Source organism: Stenotrophomonas sp. 2619, from assembly GCF_040548725.1.
In the GTDB taxonomy this organism is placed as follows: Bacteria; Pseudomonadota; Gammaproteobacteria; order Xanthomonadales; family Xanthomonadaceae; genus Stenotrophomonas; species Stenotrophomonas maltophilia_AP.
Map to the genome: position 1 here is coordinate 129,267 of NZ_JBEPSF010000013.1, position 20,426 is coordinate 149,692.

18 protein-coding genes are annotated in these 20,426 nt (G+C 69.0%); 10 read left to right on the plus strand and 8 right to left on the minus strand.

Annotated features, from left to right (window positions below):
• Positions 1 to 6 precede the first annotated feature (6 nt).
• Positions 7 to 708: a response regulator transcription factor gene (locus ABIA71_RS14220; RefSeq protein ID WP_354285981.1), complete on the minus strand. Its 702-nt coding sequence runs from the start codon at positions 706 to 708 to the stop codon at positions 7 to 9.
• On the minus strand, positions 696 to 2,396 hold the full coding sequence (locus ABIA71_RS14225; RefSeq protein ID WP_354285983.1) for a histidine kinase: 1,701 nt from the start codon (positions 2,394 to 2,396) through the stop codon (positions 696 to 698). The genes ABIA71_RS14220 and ABIA71_RS14225 overlap by 13 nt, the downstream gene beginning before the upstream one ends.
• A 163-nt stretch (positions 2,397 to 2,559) precedes the next feature.
• On the opposite strand from ABIA71_RS14225, the gene ABIA71_RS14230 reads away from it, so the two are divergent.
• Positions 2,560 to 4,077 (plus strand): alpha/beta fold hydrolase, encoded by a 1,518-nt coding sequence (locus tag ABIA71_RS14230; RefSeq protein WP_354285985.1) that lies wholly within the window; start codon positions 2,560 to 2,562, stop codon positions 4,075 to 4,077.
• A 41-nt stretch (positions 4,078 to 4,118) separates the two neighbouring features.
• Here the strand turns inward: ABIA71_RS14230 and ABIA71_RS14235 are convergent, their stop codons facing one another.
• A complete protein-coding gene (locus ABIA71_RS14235; protein ID WP_354285987.1) occupies positions 4,119 to 5,486 on the minus strand; it encodes an aminotransferase-like domain-containing protein in 1,368 nt (455 codons plus the stop codon).
• A 190-nt stretch (positions 5,487 to 5,676) separates the two neighbouring features.
• On the opposite strand from ABIA71_RS14235, the gene cyoA reads away from it, so the two are divergent.
• From cyoA to ABIA71_RS14270, 7 genes are read left to right on the plus strand one after another with little or no spacing between them, the layout of a single operon-like run.
• Positions 5,677 to 6,651: a ubiquinol oxidase subunit II gene (cyoA, locus tag ABIA71_RS14240; RefSeq protein ID WP_354285989.1), complete on the plus strand. Its 975-nt coding sequence runs from the start codon at positions 5,677 to 5,679 to the stop codon at positions 6,649 to 6,651.
• Between the two features lie 2 nt (positions 6,652 to 6,653).
• Positions 6,654 to 8,633, plus strand: a complete 1,980-nt coding sequence (gene cyoB, locus ABIA71_RS14245) for a cytochrome o ubiquinol oxidase subunit I (protein WP_019184643.1) — start codon at positions 6,654 to 6,656, stop codon at positions 8,631 to 8,633.
• Entirely contained in the window at positions 8,630 to 9,268 is a 639-nt protein-coding gene (gene cyoC, locus ABIA71_RS14250) for a cytochrome o ubiquinol oxidase subunit III (RefSeq protein WP_128095404.1), read from the plus strand. The genes cyoB and cyoC overlap by 4 nt, the downstream gene beginning before the upstream one ends.
• Positions 9,265 to 9,606: a cytochrome o ubiquinol oxidase subunit IV gene (cyoD, locus tag ABIA71_RS14255; RefSeq protein ID WP_354285992.1), complete on the plus strand. Its 342-nt coding sequence runs from the start codon at positions 9,265 to 9,267 to the stop codon at positions 9,604 to 9,606. The genes cyoC and cyoD overlap by 4 nt, the downstream gene beginning before the upstream one ends.
• Entirely contained in the window at positions 9,603 to 10,106 is a 504-nt protein-coding gene (locus ABIA71_RS14260; protein WP_354285993.1) for a copper chaperone PCu(A)C, read from the plus strand. The genes cyoD and ABIA71_RS14260 overlap by 4 nt, the downstream gene beginning before the upstream one ends.
• Entirely contained in the window at positions 10,106 to 10,672 is a 567-nt protein-coding gene (locus tag ABIA71_RS14265; RefSeq protein WP_354285995.1) for an SCO family protein, read from the plus strand. Before ABIA71_RS14260 ends, ABIA71_RS14265 begins: the two co-directional genes overlap by 1 nt.
• Positions 10,673 to 10,682: 10 nt before the next feature.
• Positions 10,683 to 12,176 carry an MFS transporter gene (locus ABIA71_RS14270; RefSeq protein WP_354285997.1) on the plus strand — a complete coding sequence of 498 codons (1,494 nt, stop codon included), beginning with the start codon at positions 10,683 to 10,685 and terminating at the stop codon, positions 12,174 to 12,176.
• A 36-nt stretch (positions 12,177 to 12,212) separates the two neighbouring features.
• On the opposite strand, the gene ABIA71_RS14275 is transcribed toward ABIA71_RS14270, so the two are convergent.
• Positions 12,213 to 13,046, minus strand: coding sequence for a class I SAM-dependent methyltransferase (locus ABIA71_RS14275; RefSeq protein WP_354285998.1), 834 nt, complete (start codon positions 13,044 to 13,046; stop codon positions 12,213 to 12,215).
• Between the two features lie 76 nt (positions 13,047 to 13,122).
• Between ABIA71_RS14275 and ABIA71_RS14280 the strand changes: the two genes are divergently transcribed.
• The gene (locus ABIA71_RS14280) at positions 13,123 to 13,518 is read left to right on the plus strand and encodes a helix-turn-helix domain-containing protein (RefSeq protein WP_354286000.1); all 396 of its coding nucleotides are present in this window, start codon (positions 13,123 to 13,125) and stop codon (positions 13,516 to 13,518) included.
• A gap of 40 nt (positions 13,519 to 13,558) precedes the next feature.
• On the opposite strand, the gene ABIA71_RS14285 is transcribed toward ABIA71_RS14280, so the two are convergent.
• The 4 genes from ABIA71_RS14285 to ABIA71_RS14300 all read right to left on the minus strand — a co-directional run bounded on the left by ABIA71_RS14285 (position 13,559) and on the right by ABIA71_RS14300 (position 19,136).
• Positions 13,559 to 13,912 (minus strand): hypothetical protein, encoded by a 354-nt coding sequence (locus ABIA71_RS14285; protein ID WP_354286002.1) that lies wholly within the window; start codon positions 13,910 to 13,912, stop codon positions 13,559 to 13,561.
• Positions 13,913 to 14,034: 122 nt separating this feature from the next.
• A complete protein-coding gene (locus ABIA71_RS14290) occupies positions 14,035 to 16,647 on the minus strand; it encodes a TonB-dependent receptor plug domain-containing protein (protein WP_354286004.1) in 2,613 nt (870 codons plus the stop codon).
• 117 nt (positions 16,648 to 16,764) lie between these two features.
• Entirely contained in the window at positions 16,765 to 18,105 is a 1,341-nt protein-coding gene (locus ABIA71_RS14295) for an Nramp family divalent metal transporter (protein ID WP_354286028.1), read from the minus strand.
• A gap of 83 nt (positions 18,106 to 18,188) precedes the next feature.
• Complete coding sequence (locus ABIA71_RS14300; protein WP_354286006.1) at positions 18,189 to 19,136, minus strand: LysR family transcriptional regulator; 948 nt, start codon at positions 19,134 to 19,136, stop codon at positions 18,189 to 18,191.
• Positions 19,137 to 19,301: 165 nt separating this feature from the next.
• On the opposite strand from ABIA71_RS14300, the gene ABIA71_RS14305 reads away from it, so the two are divergent.
• The gene (locus ABIA71_RS14305; RefSeq protein ID WP_354286030.1) at positions 19,302 to 20,426 is read left to right on the plus strand and encodes an MFS transporter; all 1,125 of its coding nucleotides are present in this window, start codon (positions 19,302 to 19,304) and stop codon (positions 20,424 to 20,426) included.

A 20,426-nucleotide genomic window follows, 5' to 3' on the forward strand; every position in this document is an offset into this window, starting at 1 on the left:
GCGGGGTCAGCCCAGCGCGAGTTCGCCGCGCAGTGCGGCCACATGCGCCCGGCCCACGGCCAGCTCCGTGCCGTCGTTGAGTACCAGCCAGTAGCGGCTGCCCGAACCGGCGTGCAGGCTGCGCACATGGCGCAGGTTGACCACGTAGGAGCGGTGGCAGCGCACGAAATCCGGCGGTAGTACCGCGCCCAGGCTGGCCAGCGATTTGTCGTGCAGTTCGCTGCGGCCGTCGCGCATGCGCAGCTGGCTGTAGTCGCCGTCGGCGCGGATCCACTGCACGTCGGCCAGTTCGACCACGGCAGTGCCCTGTGCCCGCCAGATGCCGAGGTAACGGGCGCTGCCGGCGCGCGCGCGGCTGACGTCGAGCAGGCGCTCCAGCGCGAGGCCCAGGCGTTCGCGAGAGAACGGCTTGGGCACGAAATCCAGCACGCCATGCTCGAACGCCTGCAACGCACGCTCGCGATGGGCCGACACCACCACGCAGTGGTAACGCCCGGCGACGGCACGGCGCAGCAGCTCGAAGCCGTCCTCCCCGCCCAGGTTCAGGTCCAGCAGCAGACCGTCGTAGACCGCGCGCTGCAGGCGGTCACCGGCGGCCTCCAGGTCGGCCACCGCATCGAACCGCGCCCGGCTGCCGGCCAACTCGGTGCACAGGCGCAGCAGGCGCTGGCGTACCAGCAGTTCGTCTTCGACAATCAGGATGCGCATGGCAGCTCCATCCGGCCGTACCACTCCGCACCGTCGGCACCCTGCACGAAGCGCCAGCGGTCTGGCCACGCCGCCGCCAGGCTGGCTTCGATGTAGCGCGTGCCGGTGCCCTGGCCGCGATGCGGTGCCGTGCCGCGCGCGCTGCGCAGCTCCACGATCCAGCGCTCGTCCTGGCGCTGCACGCGCAGCCGGAACGGCTGCTGTGCGCAGGCCACCGCGCCGGCATGGGTGAGCGCGTTTTCCACCTGGGCGTGCAGCACCCCCGGTGGCAGCCACAGGCCGTGTTGGTGGGCGTCGACGTCGAATGCGATGTGCCGTTCCATCGCCATGCCCACGATGTCCAGGTGGTTGCGACACAGCGCCAGTTCGTCCTCCAGCGCGACCCGTTGCTGGCTGCTGCTGGCGCGCAGGCGATCGAACTGTTCGGCCAGTGCTTCGACCAGGGCGCTGGCGCGCATCGGTGCCTGCTCGATCAGTTCCTGCAGGCAGGTCAGGGTGTTCATCAACCAATGCGGCTGGATGCCCCGTTGCAGCAACTGCAATGACAGGCGCGCGCGCTCTTCGCGCAGCAGCGCGTTGTGTGCGTCCAGTACGCGCAGCTGTGCGGCGTGCCGCACCAGCAGGAACCCCATCAGCACCGCCAGGAACAGGAAGTACGGCCCGTCCAGGAAGGCGCCGCGCAACAGCGGAATCGCCAGCGCACCGGCCAGCACCAGGGTCAGGATCGGCCAACGCTCGTCCGGCTCGCGGCGGGCGCGCAGCAGCAGTGCGACGGCACTGAGCAGGCTCAGCAACAGCAGCGCCGAACCGCGTCCATCGAAGCCCGGCACGAACGCCACCACGGCCACCAGCGCTGCCAGGTAGGCGATGCGCAGGGCTGTCGGCACCGCCACGCCGAAGCGGCGTGCAAGGTAGGCCGGCAGCAGGACCGCCGCCGCGAGATGCAGCGCCAGCAGCGCCAGCAGGCGCGGGCCATGCCACGGGTAGGCGTACCCGAGCAGTGGCCGCCAGCCCTCCAGCACCGGCAGCGCCAGGCCCACCGCACCCAACGCGAGCAGGACCCGCGCGCCGGGCACCTGTGGCCGTCCGCGCTGCGCCACCAGCAGGTACAGGCAGGCGGCCGCGAGCGCGCCGGTGGCAAGCGCGGCGATCAGCCAGGGCGCCACCGGGTGCCGATACAGCGAGGCGGCCGGTCCGATCGCAATGAAGGCGCCCGCGCTGCGCAGCGGCAGCCGGTGATGCTGGCTGGAGGCGAGCACCACCAGCGTGTCGGTGCCAGCGGCAGGCGCAGCGGGCAACGCGCGCAGGACGTCGACCTGCCCGGGTCGCTCCTCGTTGGCGGTAGCCCCGACCGCGCCATTGGCCGGCAGCGGCCGGCCGTTCCAGTACGGCTGGCTGGCCGCGCGCACGGACAGCCGCAGCGTGCGGTCGGCCGGTTGTTCCGCTGCGGTGGCAGGTACCTCCCAGCGCAGCCAGTAGGGGCCGCGCCAGCGTGCCAGTTCGCGTTGATCCACCGCGCGCCAGGGCAGGCCGTCGGGCGGCGTGGAGGGCACATCCGCCGACGCCGCCGGTGCCATCGCCGTCGGTTCCAGATAGCGCAGGCCGGCAGGCGGTGCTGCCGCCACCAGCCAGGCGGTGACCGCGGCGACCAGTACAACCAGGGTGGTGAGGGTTCGGAGGATCTGCATGCGGCCATCGTATCGGCTGCGTGGAGACATTGGTCCCCCGCGTGGAGCCGTTGGGCGGACGCGAACGCCTTCTCCGCCCGAGGGCGGCAGATGCTGGGGGTGTGTTGATGTGCCGCGCCCCCCCGGTGCGCGGTCCGCTGTTTCATCTTTCCTGGAGCCCGCCATGACCCATGCTTCGATGCTGCACGCTGATCGTCCCCGTTCCTGCCTGCACGGCATGGCCACGCGGCTGGCAACCCTGTGCCTGACCTTCGCCGCCGTTGACCCGGTGCTGGCCGCTGACACGGCGGCGCCGCTGGTGTTCGAACCCTATGCCTACCAGACCCAGGCGCACGGCACGATCGCAGCGGAAGCGGCTTACCTCGATGTGCCGCGCCGCCACGCGGCGCCGGACGGGCCGCGCATGCGTCTGCGCGTGGTCCGGCTGCGGGCGACGGCGGGCGACGGCCGCGCGGCACCCGTTGTGTATCTCGCCGGTGGGCCGGGCGGCTCGGGTATCGGGACTGCGCGGGGGCCACGCTGGCCGGTGTTCGACCAGGTCCGGCGCGATACCGACGTGCTGCTGCTGGATCAACGCGGCGTCGGCGCGTCCGAGCCACCGCCGACATGCCCGCATGTGCAGCAGTTCGATGACGCGCAACCGCTGCAGCGCGATACCGCGCTGGCCGCATTGCGTGACACCGCAGCGCGTTGTGTTGCGTTCTGGAAACAGGCCGGGGTCGATCTGGGCGCGTACACCACGGTGGAAAGCGCCGGCGACATCGACGACCTGCGGCGCGCCCTGGGCGTGCCGAAGATCAGCCTGTGGGGGATGAGCTACGGCACCCACCTGGCACTGGCCACGGTGCGCCTGCACGGCGACCGGCTGGAGCGGGTGGTGTTGATGGGCAGCGAAGGCCCGGACGATACCCTGAAGCTGCCGTTGGCGGCGGATGCGCTGCTGGCGCAGTTGGGTGCGTCAGCGGCCGATGCGGGTTTCGAGGATCTGACCCGCTCGGCCACGCGGGTACTGGCCACGTTGCGCCAGCAGCCCGCCCAGGGCAGGAGCCTGCTCCACCCGGACAAACAGGTCACCATCGGTGCCTATGACCTGCAGCTGGCGATGGCGGCCATGCTCGGCCGCCGCACCACCCAGCAGTGGCTGCCGTTTGCGCTGCGCCAGGCCGAGCGCGGCGATTACGGTCCGCTGGCCGACATCGTGCTGCTGCTGCGCGGTGAGTTTGGCCAGTTCGGCGCGATGTCGCTGGCGATGGACGTGGCCTCCGGCCAGAGTGCGCAGCGGCGTGCCTTGGCCGAGGCACAGGCGCGTACCAGCCTGTTCGGCGATGCGTTGAACTTCCCGTTCCCGATGCTGGGCGACGGGCTGGGGCTGGTTGATCTGGGGGGCGCGTTCCGGGCTCCGCTGCGGAGCGCGGTGCCGGTGCTGTTCATCAGTGGCACGCTGGACGGGCGGACCCCGCCGGCCAACGCCGAAGCGCTGCGGCCGGGCTTCGCCAACAACACGTGGCTGCTGGTGCGCGGCGCCAGCCACGACAACGAAATGTGGCTCGGGCAACCGGCCATTGCCGGCACCATCGCCGATTTCCTGGCGGGCCGGGCGGTCCGCGACGCGGTGCTGGACCTGCCGCCGCCGGCCTTTGTGACCGACCAGGCGGCGATGCTGCGGTCGCTGCCGCGCTGAGGGCAGGGCGGGGCGGGGAGCCGGCACGCTGCGTGGCCGGCTCACACCGTCCAGCCGCCCGCGTCGTCGGCGGCCACGTGCATCAGCTGATCCAGCTGCCGCAAGGCCCGGTGCAGTTCCTGCCGGCTCGACGCCGCGCCCAGTGAGATCCGCACCGCGTCATTGATCGCCACGCCCTGCGGGGTGAACGCCGACGACGGGGCGATCCCCAGCCCCTGCAGCCGCGCCGCATGGGTCAGGCTGGCATCGGTCCACTGGGCGGGCAACCGGCACCACGCATGCACGCCGGCACAGTGCTGCAGGAAGCGGGGCGACAACGTGGACTGCGCCAGATAGCGACGCTCGGCGGCTTCTTCCTGTACCAGTTTCAGCAGGGTGGCCGCCGACCCGTCCAGGATCAGCTGGGTCACCAGCGCGTTCATCAGCGGCGGCGCCATCAGGTTGACCGCGCGCAGCGCATCAAGCACGTCCTGCCGTGCCACACCGTCGGGCAGGTGCACGAAGCCGGTGTGCAGGCCCGGGCTGAGGCACTTGGACAGGGTGGAGATGTAGCAGGTGTGCTGCGGCGCCAGCAGGGCGAGCGGGGCAGGGGCATCGTCGACCAGCAGCCAGTACGGGTCGTCTTCGATCAGGCGCAGGTCCAGGCTGCGCAGCACGTCGGCCAGGGCCATCCGGCGCGCTTCGGGCATGGTGCGCGCGGTCGGGTTCTGCGCCGTGGGGTTGAGGTAGACCACGCGCGCACCGCTGGCACGCGCGTGGCGGCGCAATGCGCTGGGCAGCATGCCGTGCTCGTCGCACTCCACTACCCGCAACGTGCGTTGCAGCACCCGCGCCGCGTGCAGCAGGCCGGGATACACCAGCGGTTCGCACAGGATGACATCGCCGGCAGTGGTGAGTGCCAGCAGCAGTGCCGACAGCGCGGCCTGCGCGCCTTCGGTGACCACCAGCCGGTCGCTGTCCAGCCTGCCCAGGATTGGCTTGAGCCATTGCTGCGCGGCCAGGTGGTCGGCGCGGCTGCCACCGCCGACGTGGTAGGTCATCAGGTTGCTGGCGTCGCTGCGGCTGAGCACGGTGGCCAGGCCACGCTGAAGCATGTCGGCCACCTGTCCGCCACCGGGGCTGGGCGGCAGGTTCATGCTCAGATCCACCAGCTGCGCCAGCTCCACCTGCGGCGGGGCGACGAACGTACCCTGCGGGCCGCGTGCGTCGATCAGGCCGCGCTTGCGTGCCTCGGTGAACGCACGGGTGACCGTGGTCAGGTCCACGCCCAGGTCGTTGGCCAGCACGCGCTGCGCCGGCAGGCGCTGGCCGGGCCGCAGCGCGCCGGACCAGACCGCGCGCTCCAAGGCGTGCACGATGCGCAGGTAGACCGGCCCGTGGCCGTCGGCGATGAGAGTGTTCCACTGCATCGGCGCATCTTACGCCCGGGTGCGCGCGGCCCTGCGACAGTGTGTCGCATCATGTATGGATCATGTCGTTGCCTAACGTACGCGGCTGCGGCGGGCACCCCCCATGCATATCGGTCATGCAGGGGGGTGTTCGCCACTTTTCATGATCCGGGCCGCCCGGCCCGGCACTGCGTTGGAAGGGCCGACCCGCATGAACCCCGCTACACACACCGCTCGCCGCGCCGCCATGGCCGGTGCAGCCCGCGCCGGACGCTGGTTCGGACTGGCAGCGCTGCTGCCGTTGCTCACCGGGTGCAAGAACCTGGAATTGTTCAATCCCATGGGCAGCATCGCCGAACAGGAGATGCAGCTGATCCTGGTGTGCACCGGTCTGATGCTGCTGGTGGTGATCCCGGTGATCATTCTCACGCTGTACTTCGCCTGGCGCTACCGCGCCTCCAACACCAAAGCCACCTACGCCCCGGACTGGTCGCATTCCACCGCCATCGAGGTGGTGATCTGGACCATTCCGTGTCTGATCATCGTGGTGCTGGCCGTGCTGATCTGGAAGAGCACGCACGCGCTGGACCCCTACAAGCCAATCGCATCGGACAAGGCGCCGCTGCGCGTGGAAGTGGTGTCGTTGAACTGGAAGTGGTTGTTCATCTACCCCGACCATAACGTGGCCACGATCAATGAGCTGGTGATGCCGGTGGATACGCCGGTGGCCTTCAAACTCACCTCCGAGTCGATGATGAACGCCTTCTTCGTGCCGCAGCTGGGCAGCATGGTCTACACCATGCCCGCCATGCAGACGCGCCTGCACCTGATCGGCCATACCCCGGGCACCTACGCCGGGATGTCGTCGGCCTACAGCGGCTCGGGCTTCTCGGACATGAAGTTCCCGGCCCGGGTCGTGACCGATGCCGACTTCAAGCTCTGGCTGGACCAGGCCCGCAGCAGCAACGACCACCTCGGCGCCACGCGCCTGGCGGCGCTGGAAGTGCCTACCCACGGCGCACCACTGCAACGCTTCAGCGGCGTGGATACCGGCCTGTTCGACAGCATCGTCGCCCGGTACCACGGCATGGCCGATGACGAAATCTGCCTGCCGGGCGAAGAGCCCGGGGCCACCCCCCAGACGTTGAGCCTGGCCGCGCCTGCCAGCCGTACCGCGGAGAACTGATTGTGCTTGGAAAGTTGAACCTCGAAGCAATTCCCTACCACGACCCGATCATCATGTCGGCGCTGGCGGGCTCGCTGCTGCTCGGCGCGGCGATCGTCGCGGCGATCACCTACTACAAGAAATGGGGCTACATCTGGACCGAGTGGATCACCTCGGTGGACCACAAGAAGATCGGCGTGATGTACATCCTGCTCGCGCTGGTCATGCTGGTGCGCGGCTTTGCCGATGCGCTGATGATGCGCGCCCAGCAGGCGATCGCGGCCAATGACGCGGCCGGCTACCTGCCGCCGGAACACTACGACCAGATCTTCACCGCGCATGGCGTGATCATGATCTTCTTCGTGGCAACCCCGCTCATCGTGGGCCTGATGAACCTGGTGGTGCCGTTGCAGATCGGCGCGCGCGACGTCGCCTTCCCGTTCGTCAATTCGCTCAGCTTCTGGCTCTCGGCGGTGGGCGCGGTGCTGGTGATGCTGTCGATGTTCGTGGGCGACTTCGCCGCGACCGGCTGGGTGGCCTATCCGCCGCTGTCGGGGATCGAGTACAGCCCCACGGTCGGCGTGGACTACTACATCTGGTCGCTGCAGGTCTCCGGTATCGGCACCACGCTGACCGGCCTGAACTTCATCGTCACCATCCTCAAGATGCGTGCGCCGGGCATGGACCTGATGAAGATGCCGGTGTTCACCTGGACCGCGCTGATCACCAACATCCTGATCGTGGCGATCTTCCCGGTGCTGACCGCGACCCTGGCGCTGCTGACCATGGACCGCTACTTCGGCATGCACTTCTTCACCAATGATGCCGGCGGCAACGCCATGATGTACGTCAACCTGATCTGGATCTGGGGCCACCCGGAAGTCTACGTGCTGATCCTGCCGTGCTTCGGCGCGTTCTCGGAGATCATCGCCACGTTCTCGGGCAAGCCGCTGTTCGGCTACCGCTCGATGGTGTACGCGACCTGTTCGATCGGCGTGCTGTCGTTCTTCGTCTGGCTGCACCACTTCTTCACCATGGGCTCGGGCGCCAACGTGAATGCCTTCTTCGGCATCATGACCTCGATCATCTCCATCCCCACCGGGGTGAAGCTGTTCAACTGGCTGTTCACCATGTACCGCGGCCGCATCCGCTACCACTCCTCGACGATGTGGACGATCGGCTTCATGGTCACCTTCGCGCTGGGTGGCATGACCGGCGTGATGCTGGCCATCCCGGGTGCGGACTTCGTGCTGCACAACAGCCTGTTCCTGATCGCCCACTTCCATAACGTGATCATCGGCGGCGTGGTGTTCGGCTGCCTGGCCGGGATCACCTTCTGGTTCCCGAAGGCGTTCGGCTTCACCCTCAACGAGCGCTGGGGCAAGATCTCGTTCTGGTGCTGGCTGGTGGGCTTCTACCTGGCCTTCATGCCGCTCTACGTGCTCGGCTTCAAGGGCATGACCCGGCGCATGAACCACTACGCCGTGGAAGGCTGGCAGCCGTGGTTGATCGTGGCAGCCATCGGCGCGCTGGTGATTGCCGCCGGCATCGCAGCGATGTTCATCCAGTTCTACGTGAGCGTGCGCGACCGCAAGGCCAACCTGGACCTGACCGGCGACCCGTGGAACGCGCGCAGCCTGGAATGGGCCACGTCCTCGCCGCCGCCGTTCTACAACTTCGCCAGGACGCCGGTCATCACCTCGCTGGAGCAGCATTGGGACGACAAGCAGCGCGGTACGGCGTGGCAGCGCCCGGACCATTACGAAGACATCCACATGCCGCGCAACACCGGCGCCGGGGTGGTGATCTCGGTGTTCAGCCTGGTGCTGTGCTTTGCCCTGGTCTGGCACATGTGGGTGCTGGCGGCGATTGGCCTGGTCGGTGTGATCGCCACCTTCGTGCTGCGCTCCTACGACCGTGACGTGGACTATTACGTGCCCGCCGCCGAGGTGAAGCGCATCGAAGACGCGCATTTCGCGCAGATGGAAGGAGCCAAGGCATGAGCGGCGATACCCTGACCGCTGCTTCGCAGCACGGGCAGCTCGCGGCCGGTCACCATGACCACGCCCACGAGCACCACGACGACGGCAGCAAGACCGTCGTCGGGTTCTGGATGTACCTGATGGGCGACTGCCTGATCTTCGCGGTGCTGTTTGCCACCTTCGGGGTGCTGCTCAACGGCACCGCCGACGGTCCGTCGGGCAAGGAGCTGTTCAAGCTGGGCTTCGTGCTGTCTGAAACGGTGGTGCTGCTGCTGAGCAGCTTCACCTTCGGCCTGGCGATGCTGGGTCTGCAGGCCAACAAGCGCAACCAGGTGGTGGGCTGGCTGGCCACCACCGGGCTGCTCGGCGCGGTGTTCATCGGCATGGAGCTGTACGAGTTCGCCGAACTGATCCATGAAGGCGCCACCCCGGACGTGAGCGCCTACCTGTCGGCGTACTTCACCCTGGTGGCCACCCATGGCCTGCACGTCACCTTCGGCCTGCTGTGGCTGGCGATCATGATCCACCAGGTGCTGAAGTTCGGCCTGGACGGCATCGTTCGCCGCCGCCTGGCCTGCCTGAGCCTGTTCTGGCACTTCCTGGACCTGATCTGGATCTGTGTCTTTACCTTCGTCTACCTGCGGGAGTTCGTATGAGCCCGAGCGCTTCTGAAACCGATCACGGTGGCGGCCACGCCACCCTCAAGGGCTACATCGTCGGCCTGCTGCTGTGCCTGGTGCTCACCGGTGCCTCGTTCGGCGTGGTGATGGGCGGGTGGGTGCCGCAGCCGCTGCGCCTGACCGCCATCGTGGTGCTGTGCGTGGTGCAGTTGGTGGCGCAGCTGGTGCTGTTCCTGCACATCGGCGCGGGCCGCAGCCAGCGCGAGAACACCGGCATCTTCCTGTGCACGGCGTTCCTGATCGCCATTGTTGTCGCCGGGTCGTTGTGGGTCATGCACAACGCCACCCAGAACATGATGCCGATGCAGGTATGAGCGCGCTCATCGTGCACCGCCTGTCCTGCCTAGGCCTGGCGGCCGTGATGTGGCTGGTGGCGTCGCCGCCGGCAACGGCCGCCGCCCCACCATCCACCCCCGCCGCCGTGGTCGCCAGCGAAGCCTGGGTGCGGTTGCCGCCGCCCGCTGCGGGTGTGGCTGCCGGCTACGTGGAGCTGCACAACGGGGGCGCCGCCAACCGCCTGGTGGCGGCCAGCGCGGCCGGCTTCGGCCAGGTGCAGATCCACGCGATGCGCATGGACGGCGAGGTCATGCGCATGCAGGCACTGCCCGATGGGCTGGCGCTGCCGGCAGGCAGGATCACCTCGCTGCGACCCGGCAGTTACCACCTGATGCTGATGATGCCCAAGCGCCCGCTGCAGGAGGGCCAGCACGTGCGGGTACGCCTGCAGTTCGCCCACGGCGACGCGCTCCCGGTGGATTTCGTGGTGCGTGATGGCATGGGTGGGCAGGCCGGCCAGCACGGAGCGGAACGGTGATGCGTGGCGTGCTGGCGGCCCTGCTCGGCGGGATGCTGTTGGCGGGCTGCGGCACCGCCGACGCGCCGATCATGGGCCAGGCCGCATTGGACGCGGTGGCATTGCAGACCAGTGACGGGCGCACCGTGTCGATCCACGGTCTGCGCGGCAAGCCCACGCTGCTGTTCTTCGGCTTTACCCACTGCCCGGAAGTGTGCCCGCTGAGCCTGGTCAAGGCGGTGCAGCTCAAACGCCGGCTTGGCCCGCTGGGCGAGGACCTGCAGGTGGTCTTCGTGACCGTCGATCCCAAACGGGATACGCCCGCCCACCTGCGCGAGTACCTGGCCGCCTTCGATCCAGCGTTCATCGGCCTGAGCGGCGACGAGGCCGGTACCCGCGCCATCGCTGAAAGCCTGCGGGTCAGCTACCGGCAGGTGGGCGAGGGCGATGCGGCAACGTTCGAACATACCGCGTCGTGGTTCCTGCTGGGCGCCGATGGCACGTTGCAGGATGTGCTGGGTTATGCGCTCACCGATGCGGAGATGGACGCCCGGCTGCGCGCGAAACTGACGGTGCCCGGCGCGTGAGCCGCCGGGGATGAGCACTGCCGTGGCCACGCCCGCGCCGCGCACCGACGCCGTGCTGCTGCTGGCATCGGCCGGCTGCGCACTGACGGTGCTGGACACCAACGTGGTCGGCGTGGTGCTGCCCACCATTGCACGCGACCTGTCGGCGTCGTTCGCCGACATCGAGTGGGTGGTCAGCGCCTACGTGCTGTGCTTTGCCTCGCTGCTGTTGCCGGCCGGCACCCTGGCCGACCGGATCGGCCGGCGGCGCCTGTACCTGATCGGCCTGGTGCTGTTCGCGCTCACCTCGGTGGCCTGCGGGCTGGCCGCGCAGGCCGGCACGCTGTATCTCGCGCGGGCCGGGCAGGGCGCGGCGGCCGCGTTCATGCTGGCCCCGGCGCTGTCGCTGATCGGCCATGCCCACCAGGACCCTGCGCGCCGTGCCCGGGCCTGGGCGATATGGGGCGCGATCATGGGCCTGACCATGGTGCTGGCCCCGCTGATCGGCGGCGCCATCGCCACCTGGCTGGGCTGGCGGTGGGCGTTCCACATCAATCTGCCGCTGTGCCTGTTGCTCGCGGCGCTGAGCGGGCGCTACGTGCCCGAGTCGCGCGACCCTGTGCGCCGTCGCATCGACGTGGCCGGTGTAGTGCTGTTTGCCGGCAGCATGCTGTCGTGGACGTGGGCATTGATCCGCGGCCCGGTGGAAGGCTGGACCAGCACCGCTGTGCTGCCCTGGCTGGTAGCCGGCGTGGTGCTGGGCGCCACCTTCATCGGCGTGGAACGGCGCCGTGCTCAGCCGATGCTGGACCTGCGCCTGTTCCGGATACCGGCGCTGGTGGGCGCGGTGATCGCGATGTTCGCCTATGCGGCCGCAGTGCAGGTGATGGCCTCGCTGCTGCCGTTGCTGCTGCAGAACGTCCGCGGCGACAGCGTGCTGCAGGCCGGCCTGCACATGCTGCCGTTCGCGCTGGCGATGCTGCTGCTGCCGTTCCTCGGTCGGCGCCTGGGCGCGCACTGGCACTCGGGAAACATCCTCGTGCTGGGCCTGGGCGTGGCGGTGCTTGGCAACCTGGGCATCGCGCTGTCGCTGTGGAAGCACAGCGGCCCGGGGCTGCTGCTGGCGATGGCGGTGCTGGGCAGTGGCGGCGGCCTGCTCAACGGCGAAACGCAGAAGGCAATCATGAGCGTGATTCCCCCGGACCGCGCCGGCATGGCGTCTGGCATCAGTACCACCGCACGCTTCTCCGGCATCCTGATCGGGTTTGCGACGTTGGGCGCGGTGCTGTCCAGCCATGTGCGGGCGGCTGCCGACGCCGCATTGACCGCCGCCGGCAGCCCGGTGTCGCCGGCGCTGCTGGAACGGGTGGTGGTCGGCGAGCTGTCGACCGCGTCGGATGCACTCGGCGTGCTGGCGCGCGCGGCGTATGCACAGGGCGCTGGCCATGCGTTCATCGCCGCCGCACTGATGGCCCTGCTGGCGATGCTGGCCACAGGATGGTTGATGCGCCTGCCGCCGCGCTGAACGCGGGCGGCAGGAGCGCAGACACGGCGTGTGCGGTCAGGGTGCCACCGCGCGCAGCGCCCAGCATGCCGCACCGAATGCAACGCGATCGCCCTGCACGAACGGCGCGAAGGCTTCCACCACCACCTGCAGCACCTGGGCACGCAGCGCCGCGTCGATCCGCGGGTCGCGCAGCATGCCGCCCACCGGCCCCAGCAACGACACGTACCGCTGCAGGTCGGCGGTGCGGATGCTGCAGACCTGGTCCACCGCCGTCACCTCGATATCGCGCCAGCCACTGTCGGCCAGGATGTCGAGGACGCGCTGGCGATCGGCGAAGGCGAACTGCCCGGGCCCATCGGCCGAGCGCGGGGGCAGCGCCAGCAAGGGCGCGGCGGCCCGTTCGGCGGTGGTCATGAACGCATTTTCGTCCGGGGCACGCCACGCCAGTGCGTGCAGCGTGCCGCCGCTGCGGGTGGCCACGCGCAGGCCGGTGAAGGCCTGCACCGGGTCGTCGAAGAACATCACGCCAAAGCGTGACACCACGTGGTCGACCGCGGCCGGGGCGAATGCGTGACGCTGCGCATCGGCCGCGATGAACTCCACCGGGTGCGCGGTGCTGCGTGCACGCTTGCGCGCCATCGCGATCATGGCCGCGGAGATGTCCAGCCCGGTGCAGTGGCCGCCAGCGCCCAGCCGTGCTGCGATGGCCAGGCTGACCGCGCCGGTGCCGCAACCGACGTCCAAGACCTTCCATGGCGAACCGGGCGGAACGCCTTGGGCCAGGTACTCGGCGAATGGCGCGAACATGTCATCCAGCACGGGCTGGGCCTGTACCCAGGCATCCCCGGCGGGCCCATTCCAGAGGGCGTGTTGCGTGGTGTCGGTCATAAGGGGCGTTCTGGCCTTGCCAGCCGGGTAGGGATGGCCGCACTCTGCCACTTCAAGTGCACTTGAGGTCAAGCGGATGCAGGAACTGGACATTGCCGAAGTGGCCCGTCGCACTGGCCTGGCGGCGTCCGCATTGCGCTACTACGAGCAGAAGGGGCTGATCCAGCCGATCGGCCGCCAGGGCCTGCGCCGGGTGTTCGCCGCGAGCGTGCTTGAGCGCCTGGCGCTGATTGCGCTGGGACGCGCGGCCGGTCTGTCGCTGGCCGATATCGGGGCGATGCTGGCCGTCGAGGGTGGCGCCGCCATCGATCGCGTACGGCTGGCTGCCAAGGCCGATGAACTGGACGCCAGCATCCAGCGCATGACCGCCATGCGTGACGGCCTGCGCCACGCGGCCGCCTGCCGCGCCACCAGCCACCTGCAGTGCAGCCGGTTCCGCGCCCTGATGCGGGTGGCCACGCGCGCAGGCTGAGCGCAGCGCCGCGGCGTGGGTTACGGCAGCAAGCGGTCGATCAGCATTCAATCCCGATCAGCCACTGGGTCTCATCGGCGTTGGCGTCATCCAGGTCTTCCCGGCGGGAAATCGGCGTGGTGCAGCCCCGTGGGGCGATGTACTCCACCGCAATCGACGCCGCCTCCTGTTTCTTGATCGGCTGGCTGGAGGCGCTGCGCACAAGGACGTAGTAGGGCTGTTGGAACGGGATGATGTAACTGTCGATGGTGTAGCGCTGTTCCCCCCGGGTGACCTCGGCGTGGTTCTCTTCGACCAGCGTCAGCCGGCGGGTATCCACCTCCTTCTGACCGGTTGCCTGCGCGGGCGCAGCCAGGACGGCGATGAGAACGATCGCGGTGCAGATGTGTTTCATAAGGCATTCCTTTGTCTGTAAATCGCTGGCGGAGGATGCACCCAGGACCGGCGCGCTGCCGGCCCTGGGTGTCACGTCTGCCGACAGAGCGGCCGGATCGGGTGATTCTTGAGGGCATGCGCTCAGAACCGGTACTTCGCGCCCAGCGACACGAAGGTGCCGCGCAGGTTGTACTGGGTGATGTCGAACCCGTTGGAGCCGCCGGCCGGATCGAACGGCGGGTCCTTGTCGGTCAGGTTCTGCACCGACAACGACAGCGTGGTCTTCGGCAGCCCGGTGTAGGCCACGTACAGATCCAGTTGGTGGTATGCCTTGATCCGGTCGTTGAGGCCCGGATTGCTGGTCTGGGTGGCCACCCGCTGGTCGTACCCGGCGATGTACTGCAGGCTCAGCGTGCTTTGCCAATCACCCAACGCCCAGGCGAGGGACGTGGTTCCGCGTGTACGCGGCAGGGCGCCCAACCGGTTGTTGCCGGCGCCCTCGACCGGCGCCTGGCCGGCGACCAGCGGTTGCTTGAAGGTCAGCAGATGGCTCCAGCTGCCGGCCAGCGTCACCGTGCCCCAGCCCTCGGTGCGGAACGTGCGACTGATGTCCAGGTCGATACCCGACGTTTCGAGCTCGCCCTGGTTGGCGTACTGGTTGGTGATGATCTGGATGCGTCCCTGTGCGTCGCGCTGTACGCGGCCCGGGAACAGGTCCGGGTTGTTGACGATGAACTGCGCATTGTCCGGCTTGATCAGGTTGTCCTGCTCGATCCGGTACACGTCCACGCCCACGCTGGTATCGGCATCGGGGGCCCACACCACGCCGACGTTGTAGTTCTTCGAGCGCTCCGCCTCCAGGTTGGGGTTGCCGGTGCGCAGGTTGGTTACGCCGCGGCTGCCGCCGGGCGCCAGCGGATCGAACGGATCCACCACCGACCCGTAACTGATGGTCTGGCCCTGGGCGATCTCCGGCAGCGACGGCGCGCGGAACCCGCGCGAGAACGACCCGCGCAGCAGTAGCGCATCCAGCGGCTGCCAGCGCAGCGCCACCTTGGGCGAGAACGCATTGCCGAAGTCGTCGTAGTGATCGCCACGCCCGGCCACCTGCAGCTCCAGCGTGCGGTGCAACGGAACGCTGAACTCCGCATAGGCCGCGCTGACCCGGCGTTCGCCATCCACGATGTTGATCGCCGGGCGCAGCTCGGTTCCGGACAGCACCTGCGCGCTGGTGCGCGCATCCAGGGATTCGCGACGCACCTCGGCGCCCCACGCGAACCCGATCGGGCCGGCCGGCAAGTCCAGGAAAGAGGTGGACGCCTTGATGCTGGCTGCATCCAGCTGGTACCAGCCGGGGCGCTTGGTCTGCAGCCGCAGCGCCTCCAGCGCGCCCGGCGTACTGGCCGGGTCCAGGAAGTTGTAGCTGCCGTCGCGCAGGATCTGCTCGAAGGCATAGCGATCGATGAAGTTGTCCACATACTCGCGCTGCTCGCTCTGCGAGGTCTCTGCGGCCACCTCCCAGTCCCAGCGTTCGGTCGTGCCGCGCGCACCGGCCAGGACCCGGTAGAACACCTGGGTGTTGTCCTTCAGGCGCGGGCCGATATCGAAGAAGCTGTACTCGAATGGCAGGGGCGCGCCGGTGCTGTTGTTGGGGTGGCCCACCGGCAGTACCGCGGGAATGTCGACCAGCGTGCCGGTGGCCGGGTTGTAGGCGCGCAGGCCGGGGCCAACGGTCAGCGGCGCGCTGAAAATCTGGTCGGCCTGGTTGTGGCTGTACAGCACGTCGGCGAACAACTCCAGTCGATCACCGAAGGTTTTGGTCGCGCTCAACGATGCCTGCAGGCGTTCGGCGCCGGGTTGCAGGGTCTTGAACGGCTGCGCGTTGAACGCGCACGCATTGCCGGGCAGGGTGCTGCCGAAATCGCTGTAGGGGCGCAGTTCGCTGCCGGTCGGGCAGGGCGCGAACGGCACCGGCTGGCGCGGATTGGCCAGCCAGTTGCCGCCGGCGGTGGACCAGCCGGCCAGGCGCCCGCCGGCCCGGTCACGGAAGTCGCCGCTGCGGGTGTAGGCGCGCTCGTCGGCGTCGAGCCGGTCGCGCTTGAGCAGGTCCAGCCCGAACAGCACGTTCCAGCCGTCGCGTTCCAGGTTGCCGATGCCGGCCAGCAGATTGGCCTTCTTCTCGTCCAGCCCGCCCTGGGTGGCCGTGCCGAAGGCGCCGCCGATCCCCACGCCCTCGAAGTTGCGGCGCAGGATGATGTTGACCACCCCGGCGATCGCGTCCGACCCGTACACCGCCGAGGCGCCGTCCTTGAGGACTTCGATGCGCTCCACCGCACTGATCGGCAGTGCATTGAGGTCGACGAAGGTGTCCTGGGTATTCAAGGCGAAGCCGAAGTTGGCCACCCGGTAGCCGTTGACCAGCACCAGCGTGTTCTTCGGGCTGAGCCCGCGCAGGCCGATCGAGGCCGAGCCGGCGGCGAAGCTGCCGGTGTACTGCTCGTCGTAGCTGTTGCCGGCATTGGCCGACAGCGACCGCAGTACATCGGTCAAGGTGGATTTTCCGGTCTGTTCGATCTGCTCGCGGGTCACCACCTGCACCGGGTTGGGGCCGGCGGTGTCGGTGCGTTTGATGTTGGAACCGGTCACCACCACGGTCTGCAGCGTGGTGCTGTCGGGCGCGGGTGCGGTATCGGCGAAGGCGGGTGCGGCGAACACCAGCGCGATGGCGCTGGTCAAAGCACTGAAGCGAAGCATGGGGCAATCACATCGGGTGGGCGGGCCAGTAGTCCATGGCGGCCGCGCGGTGCCCAATGGCGTTACTTCATCCAGTCATGACAAATGGAACTGAATGGGCGCGCCGCGTTCCGTGACTCAGCCCGCTACCGTGTCCACCAGCAGCTTCACGTTGAGCACCAGGATGATCGCCGCGATCACCCACGCCAGTGCGATCAGCCAGCGCGGCGCCACCAGCGCGCCCATCTTTGCCTTGTCCGAGACGAACCGCACCAGCGGAATCACCGCGAACGGCAACTGCATCGACAGCAACACCTGGCTGAGCACCAGCAGCCGCGCGGTGCCCTGTTCGCCGTAGATTGCGGTGACGATCACCACCGGCACGATCGCGATGCCGCGGGTGATCAGGCGGCGTGCCCAGGGTGCGATGCGCAGGCGCAGGAAGCCCTCCATCACGATCTGCCCGGCCAGCGTGGCGGTCACCGTGGAGTTGATGCCGGAGGCGAGCAGGGCGACCGCGAACAGGGTCGAGGCCAGCCCCACGCCGAGCATGGGCGCCAACAGTTCGTAGGCCTGCTCGATCTCCTGCACGTCGGTGCGCCCGTGCGCGTGGAAGACCGCTGCGGCCAGGATCAGGATCGAAGCATTGATGAACAACGCCAGCATCAAGGCGATGGTGCTGTCGGTGACTGCCCAGCGCAGCGCGCTGCGGCGGCCGGGGTCGGTGCGCGGATAGGCGCGGGTCTGCACGATGGACGAATGCAGGTACAGGTTGTGCGGCATCACCGTGGCGCCGATGATCCCGATGGCCAGGTACAGGGCGTGCGGATTGGTGACCACCTCCGCACGCGGAATGAAGCCGCCCAGCACGGCCTGCAGCGGCGGTGCGGCGAACGCGATCTGGATGGCGAAGCAGGCGAAAATCACCAGCAGCAGCGCGATCACGAACGCTTCCAGCGCACGGAAGCCACGGTTCATCAGCCACAGCACCAGGACCACGTCGATGGCGGTGATGATTGCCCCGGCCAGCAGCGGGATGCCGAACAACAACTTGAGCGCGATGGCCGTGCCGATCACTTCGGCCAGGTCGCAGGCGATGATCGCGATTTCGCAGAGCAGCCACAGGCCCAGGGTGACCGGGCGCGAGTAGTGGTCGCGGCAGGCCTGGGCCAGGTCGCGCCCGGTGGCGATGCCGAGCCGCGCCGACAGCCCCTGCAGCACGATGGCCATCAGGTTGGACAACAGGATCACCGACAGCAGCAGGTAGCCGAACTGGGCGCCGCCGGCGATGTCGGTGGCCCAGTTGCCCGGGTCCATGTAGCCCACCGACACCATGTAACCCGGGCCCAGGAACGCCAGCAGCCGGAACCACCAGTGCCCGCCGTGTGGCACGGCGACACTCGCGTTCATCTCGCCCAGGCTGGGGCTGTGGCCGTCCGAGGAAGGCCAGGCAGGAGCGGTGTCGGGGCGGCGTTGAATGTCCACGGCCGCAATATAGCAGAGGCTATGTTATCAAGGCTTTGCAATTTCAGGCCACGCCGATGGCGGCCGCCGGCCATGCCTCACCGCGGCGGTCGGGGCGGAATACGCATGCCGTGGGTATGCGGCAGGCAGGCTTTCATCGCATCGATGAAGGCCCGCAGCCGGCTCGGAATCTGCCGGGCGGACGGGTACACAAGGTGCACAGGCAGCGGCGGTGCTTCGCGGTCGGGGAGCAGGCGCAGCAGTCGGCCGGCGCGCAGGTCATCACTGACCAGCCACGTCGACACCACCGCCGCGCCCAACCCGGCCAGCGCGGCCTGGCGCACCACGAACAGGTTGTCGGTGAGCAGCCGCGGCTGGATGTCGACCTGCAGCGCCGGGCCGCCGTCGCCCGCCAGCAGGGTGACGCGCTCGCGGTAGTAGGTGGTCAGCGCGATCCAGGGCAGCGAACCCGGCAACGCCGGATCGTGCACGTCGGCCGCGCCGACCAGGACCGGCGCGGCCACCGCAATGCGCGGCACTTCGGCCAGTGGCACGGCAACCAGGTGTGGGGCGTCCACTGCCCCCACCCGGATCGCGCAGTCGATGCCCTCGGCGATGAAGTCGGGATGGCGGTCTTCCAGCATCCACTCCAGGGTGACCTGCGGGTAGCGCGCCAGGAACTGCAGCATCGGCTCCAGCAACTGGGCCTGCCCGAAGGCGTGCGGCACCACCACGCGCAGGCGCCCGCGCGGCACGTCCACTTCGCCACGCAGGTCGGCCTGGATCGCGTCCCAGTCGGCGACCAGCGATTGCGCATGCGCGAAGCAGCGTTGGCCGTCGTCGGTGAGCGTCATGCGGTGGGTGGAGCGTTTGAGCAGCTGCAGGCCGAACAGCCGCTCCAGCGCCTGCAGGCGGCGGCTCACGGTGGGCTGGGTCGTGCCCAGTTGCACCGCGGCCGCCGAGAGGCTGCCACTTTCAACGATGCGGACGAAGGTACGCAGCAGGTCGATACGGTCGGCACCGGCAGCGTTGGCTGGAGTGTTCATGCGGTGGGCGTATAGGCGATATGTGCGCCAGCCTACTACACGCGCGGATCTTCAAGGCCGATGCTGGCGCCATCGTCTTCCCGCCTGGAACTCCTTATGTCCACTGTGCATATCCCCGCCGCGGCGCCAGCCACGCACGCCGTGGCGCCGCGCCTGATCCTGGCCATGGCGGCCGGGGCCGGCTTCTCGGTCGCCTCGATCTACTACAGCCAGCCGATGCTGGGGGTGATCGGACCCGACCTGGGCGCTGCTCCCGCCGCCACCGGCATGGTGCCCACGCTGACCCAGTTGGGCTACGCGCTGGGGATCCTGCTGCTGGCCCCGCTGGGTGACCGCTTCGACCGGCGCCGGCTGATCCTGGCCAAGGCCGTGTTGCTGGCGCTGATGCTGGCCGGGGCCGCGCTCGCCGGCAGCCTGCCGACCCTGCTGCTGGCCAGCCTGCTGATCGGCGTGACCGCGACGTTGGCCCAGGACGTCGTACCCGCCGCGGCCAGTCTGGCACCGGCGGCCGAACGCGGCAGCGTGGTGGGCAAGGTGATGACCGGGTTGCTGCTGGGCATTCTGCTCTCACGCGTGGCCAGCGGGCTGGTCGCGCAATGGCTGGGGTGGCGCAGCATGTTCGCCCTGGCGGCGGTTTCGGTGGTGCTCATCGCCATTGCCCTGGCGCGCGCGTTGCCGCGGTTCGCGCCCACCACCACGCTGGGCTACCCGGCGCTGCTGGGCTCGCTGGTGGCCTTGTGGCGCGGGCAGCCGGCGCTGCGTCGGGCGGTGTTCGCGCAGGGGTTGCTGGCGGTGGGGTTCAGCGCGTTCTGGTCGACCCTGGCGCTGATGCTGCACAGCCGCTACCAGGTGGGCAGCGCGGTGGCCGGTGCGTTCGGCATCGCCGGCGCCGCCGGTGCGCTGGCCGCGCCGCTGGCCGGTCGCTGGGCCGACCGGCTCGGCAGCCATGCGGTGGCGCGGATCGCGATCCTGGTGGCGTTGGCGGGCTTTGCGATGCTGTTGCTGGAGGCGTGGTTGCCGCGTGCTGCGATCCTGCCGCTGCTGGCAGTCAGCGCGGTGGTGTTCGATTTCGGCTTCCAGTCGGCGCTGGTGTCGCACCAGACGCTGGTTTACGGCCTGGTGCCGGAGGCGCGCAGCCGGCTCAACGCGCTGCTGTTCACCGGCGTGTTCCTGGGCATGGCCAGCGGCGGTGCGCTCGGTAGCCTGGCGCTGGCGCACTGGGGCTGGACCGGCGTGGCGCTGCTGGCCACCGGAGCGGCGGCGCTGAGCCTGGTGGTGCGGCGCCGCTGA

Excerpts from the sequence above, each read along its gene's own strand:
- ABIA71_RS14220 (WP_354285981.1), bottom strand. The coding sequence starts at position 708 with ATGCGCATCCTGATTGTCGAAGACGAACTGCTGGTACGCCAGCGCCTG.
- ABIA71_RS14225 (WP_354285983.1), bottom strand. The coding sequence starts at position 2,396 with ATGCAGATCCTCCGAACCCTCACCACCCTGGTTGTACTGGTCGCCGCG.
- ABIA71_RS14230 (WP_354285985.1), top strand. The coding sequence starts at position 2,560 with ATGACCCATGCTTCGATGCTGCACGCTGATCGTCCCCGTTCCTGCCTG.
- ABIA71_RS14235 (WP_354285987.1), bottom strand. The coding sequence starts at position 5,486 with ATGCAGTGGAACACTCTCATCGCCGACGGCCACGGGCCGGTCTACCTG.
- cyoA (WP_354285989.1), top strand. The coding sequence starts at position 5,677 with ATGAACCCCGCTACACACACCGCTCGCCGCGCCGCCATGGCCGGTGCA.
- cyoC (WP_128095404.1), top strand. The coding sequence starts at position 8,630 with ATGAGCGGCGATACCCTGACCGCTGCTTCGCAGCACGGGCAGCTCGCG.
- cyoD (WP_354285992.1), top strand. The coding sequence starts at position 9,265 with ATGAGCCCGAGCGCTTCTGAAACCGATCACGGTGGCGGCCACGCCACC.
- ABIA71_RS14260 (WP_354285993.1), top strand. The coding sequence starts at position 9,603 with ATGAGCGCGCTCATCGTGCACCGCCTGTCCTGCCTAGGCCTGGCGGCC.
- ABIA71_RS14265 (WP_354285995.1), top strand. The coding sequence starts at position 10,106 with ATGCGTGGCGTGCTGGCGGCCCTGCTCGGCGGGATGCTGTTGGCGGGC.
- ABIA71_RS14270 (WP_354285997.1), top strand. The coding sequence starts at position 10,683 with ATGAGCACTGCCGTGGCCACGCCCGCGCCGCGCACCGACGCCGTGCTG.
- ABIA71_RS14275 (WP_354285998.1), bottom strand. The coding sequence starts at position 13,046 with ATGACCGACACCACGCAACACGCCCTCTGGAATGGGCCCGCCGGGGAT.
- ABIA71_RS14280 (WP_354286000.1), top strand. The coding sequence starts at position 13,123 with ATGCAGGAACTGGACATTGCCGAAGTGGCCCGTCGCACTGGCCTGGCG.
- ABIA71_RS14285 (WP_354286002.1), bottom strand. The coding sequence starts at position 13,912 with ATGAAACACATCTGCACCGCGATCGTTCTCATCGCCGTCCTGGCTGCG.
- ABIA71_RS14290 (WP_354286004.1), bottom strand. The coding sequence starts at position 16,647 with ATGCTTCGCTTCAGTGCTTTGACCAGCGCCATCGCGCTGGTGTTCGCC.
- ABIA71_RS14300 (WP_354286006.1), bottom strand. The coding sequence starts at position 19,136 with ATGAACACTCCAGCCAACGCTGCCGGTGCCGACCGTATCGACCTGCTG.
- ABIA71_RS14305 (WP_354286030.1), top strand. The coding sequence starts at position 19,302 with ATGGCGGCCGGGGCCGGCTTCTCGGTCGCCTCGATCTACTACAGCCAG.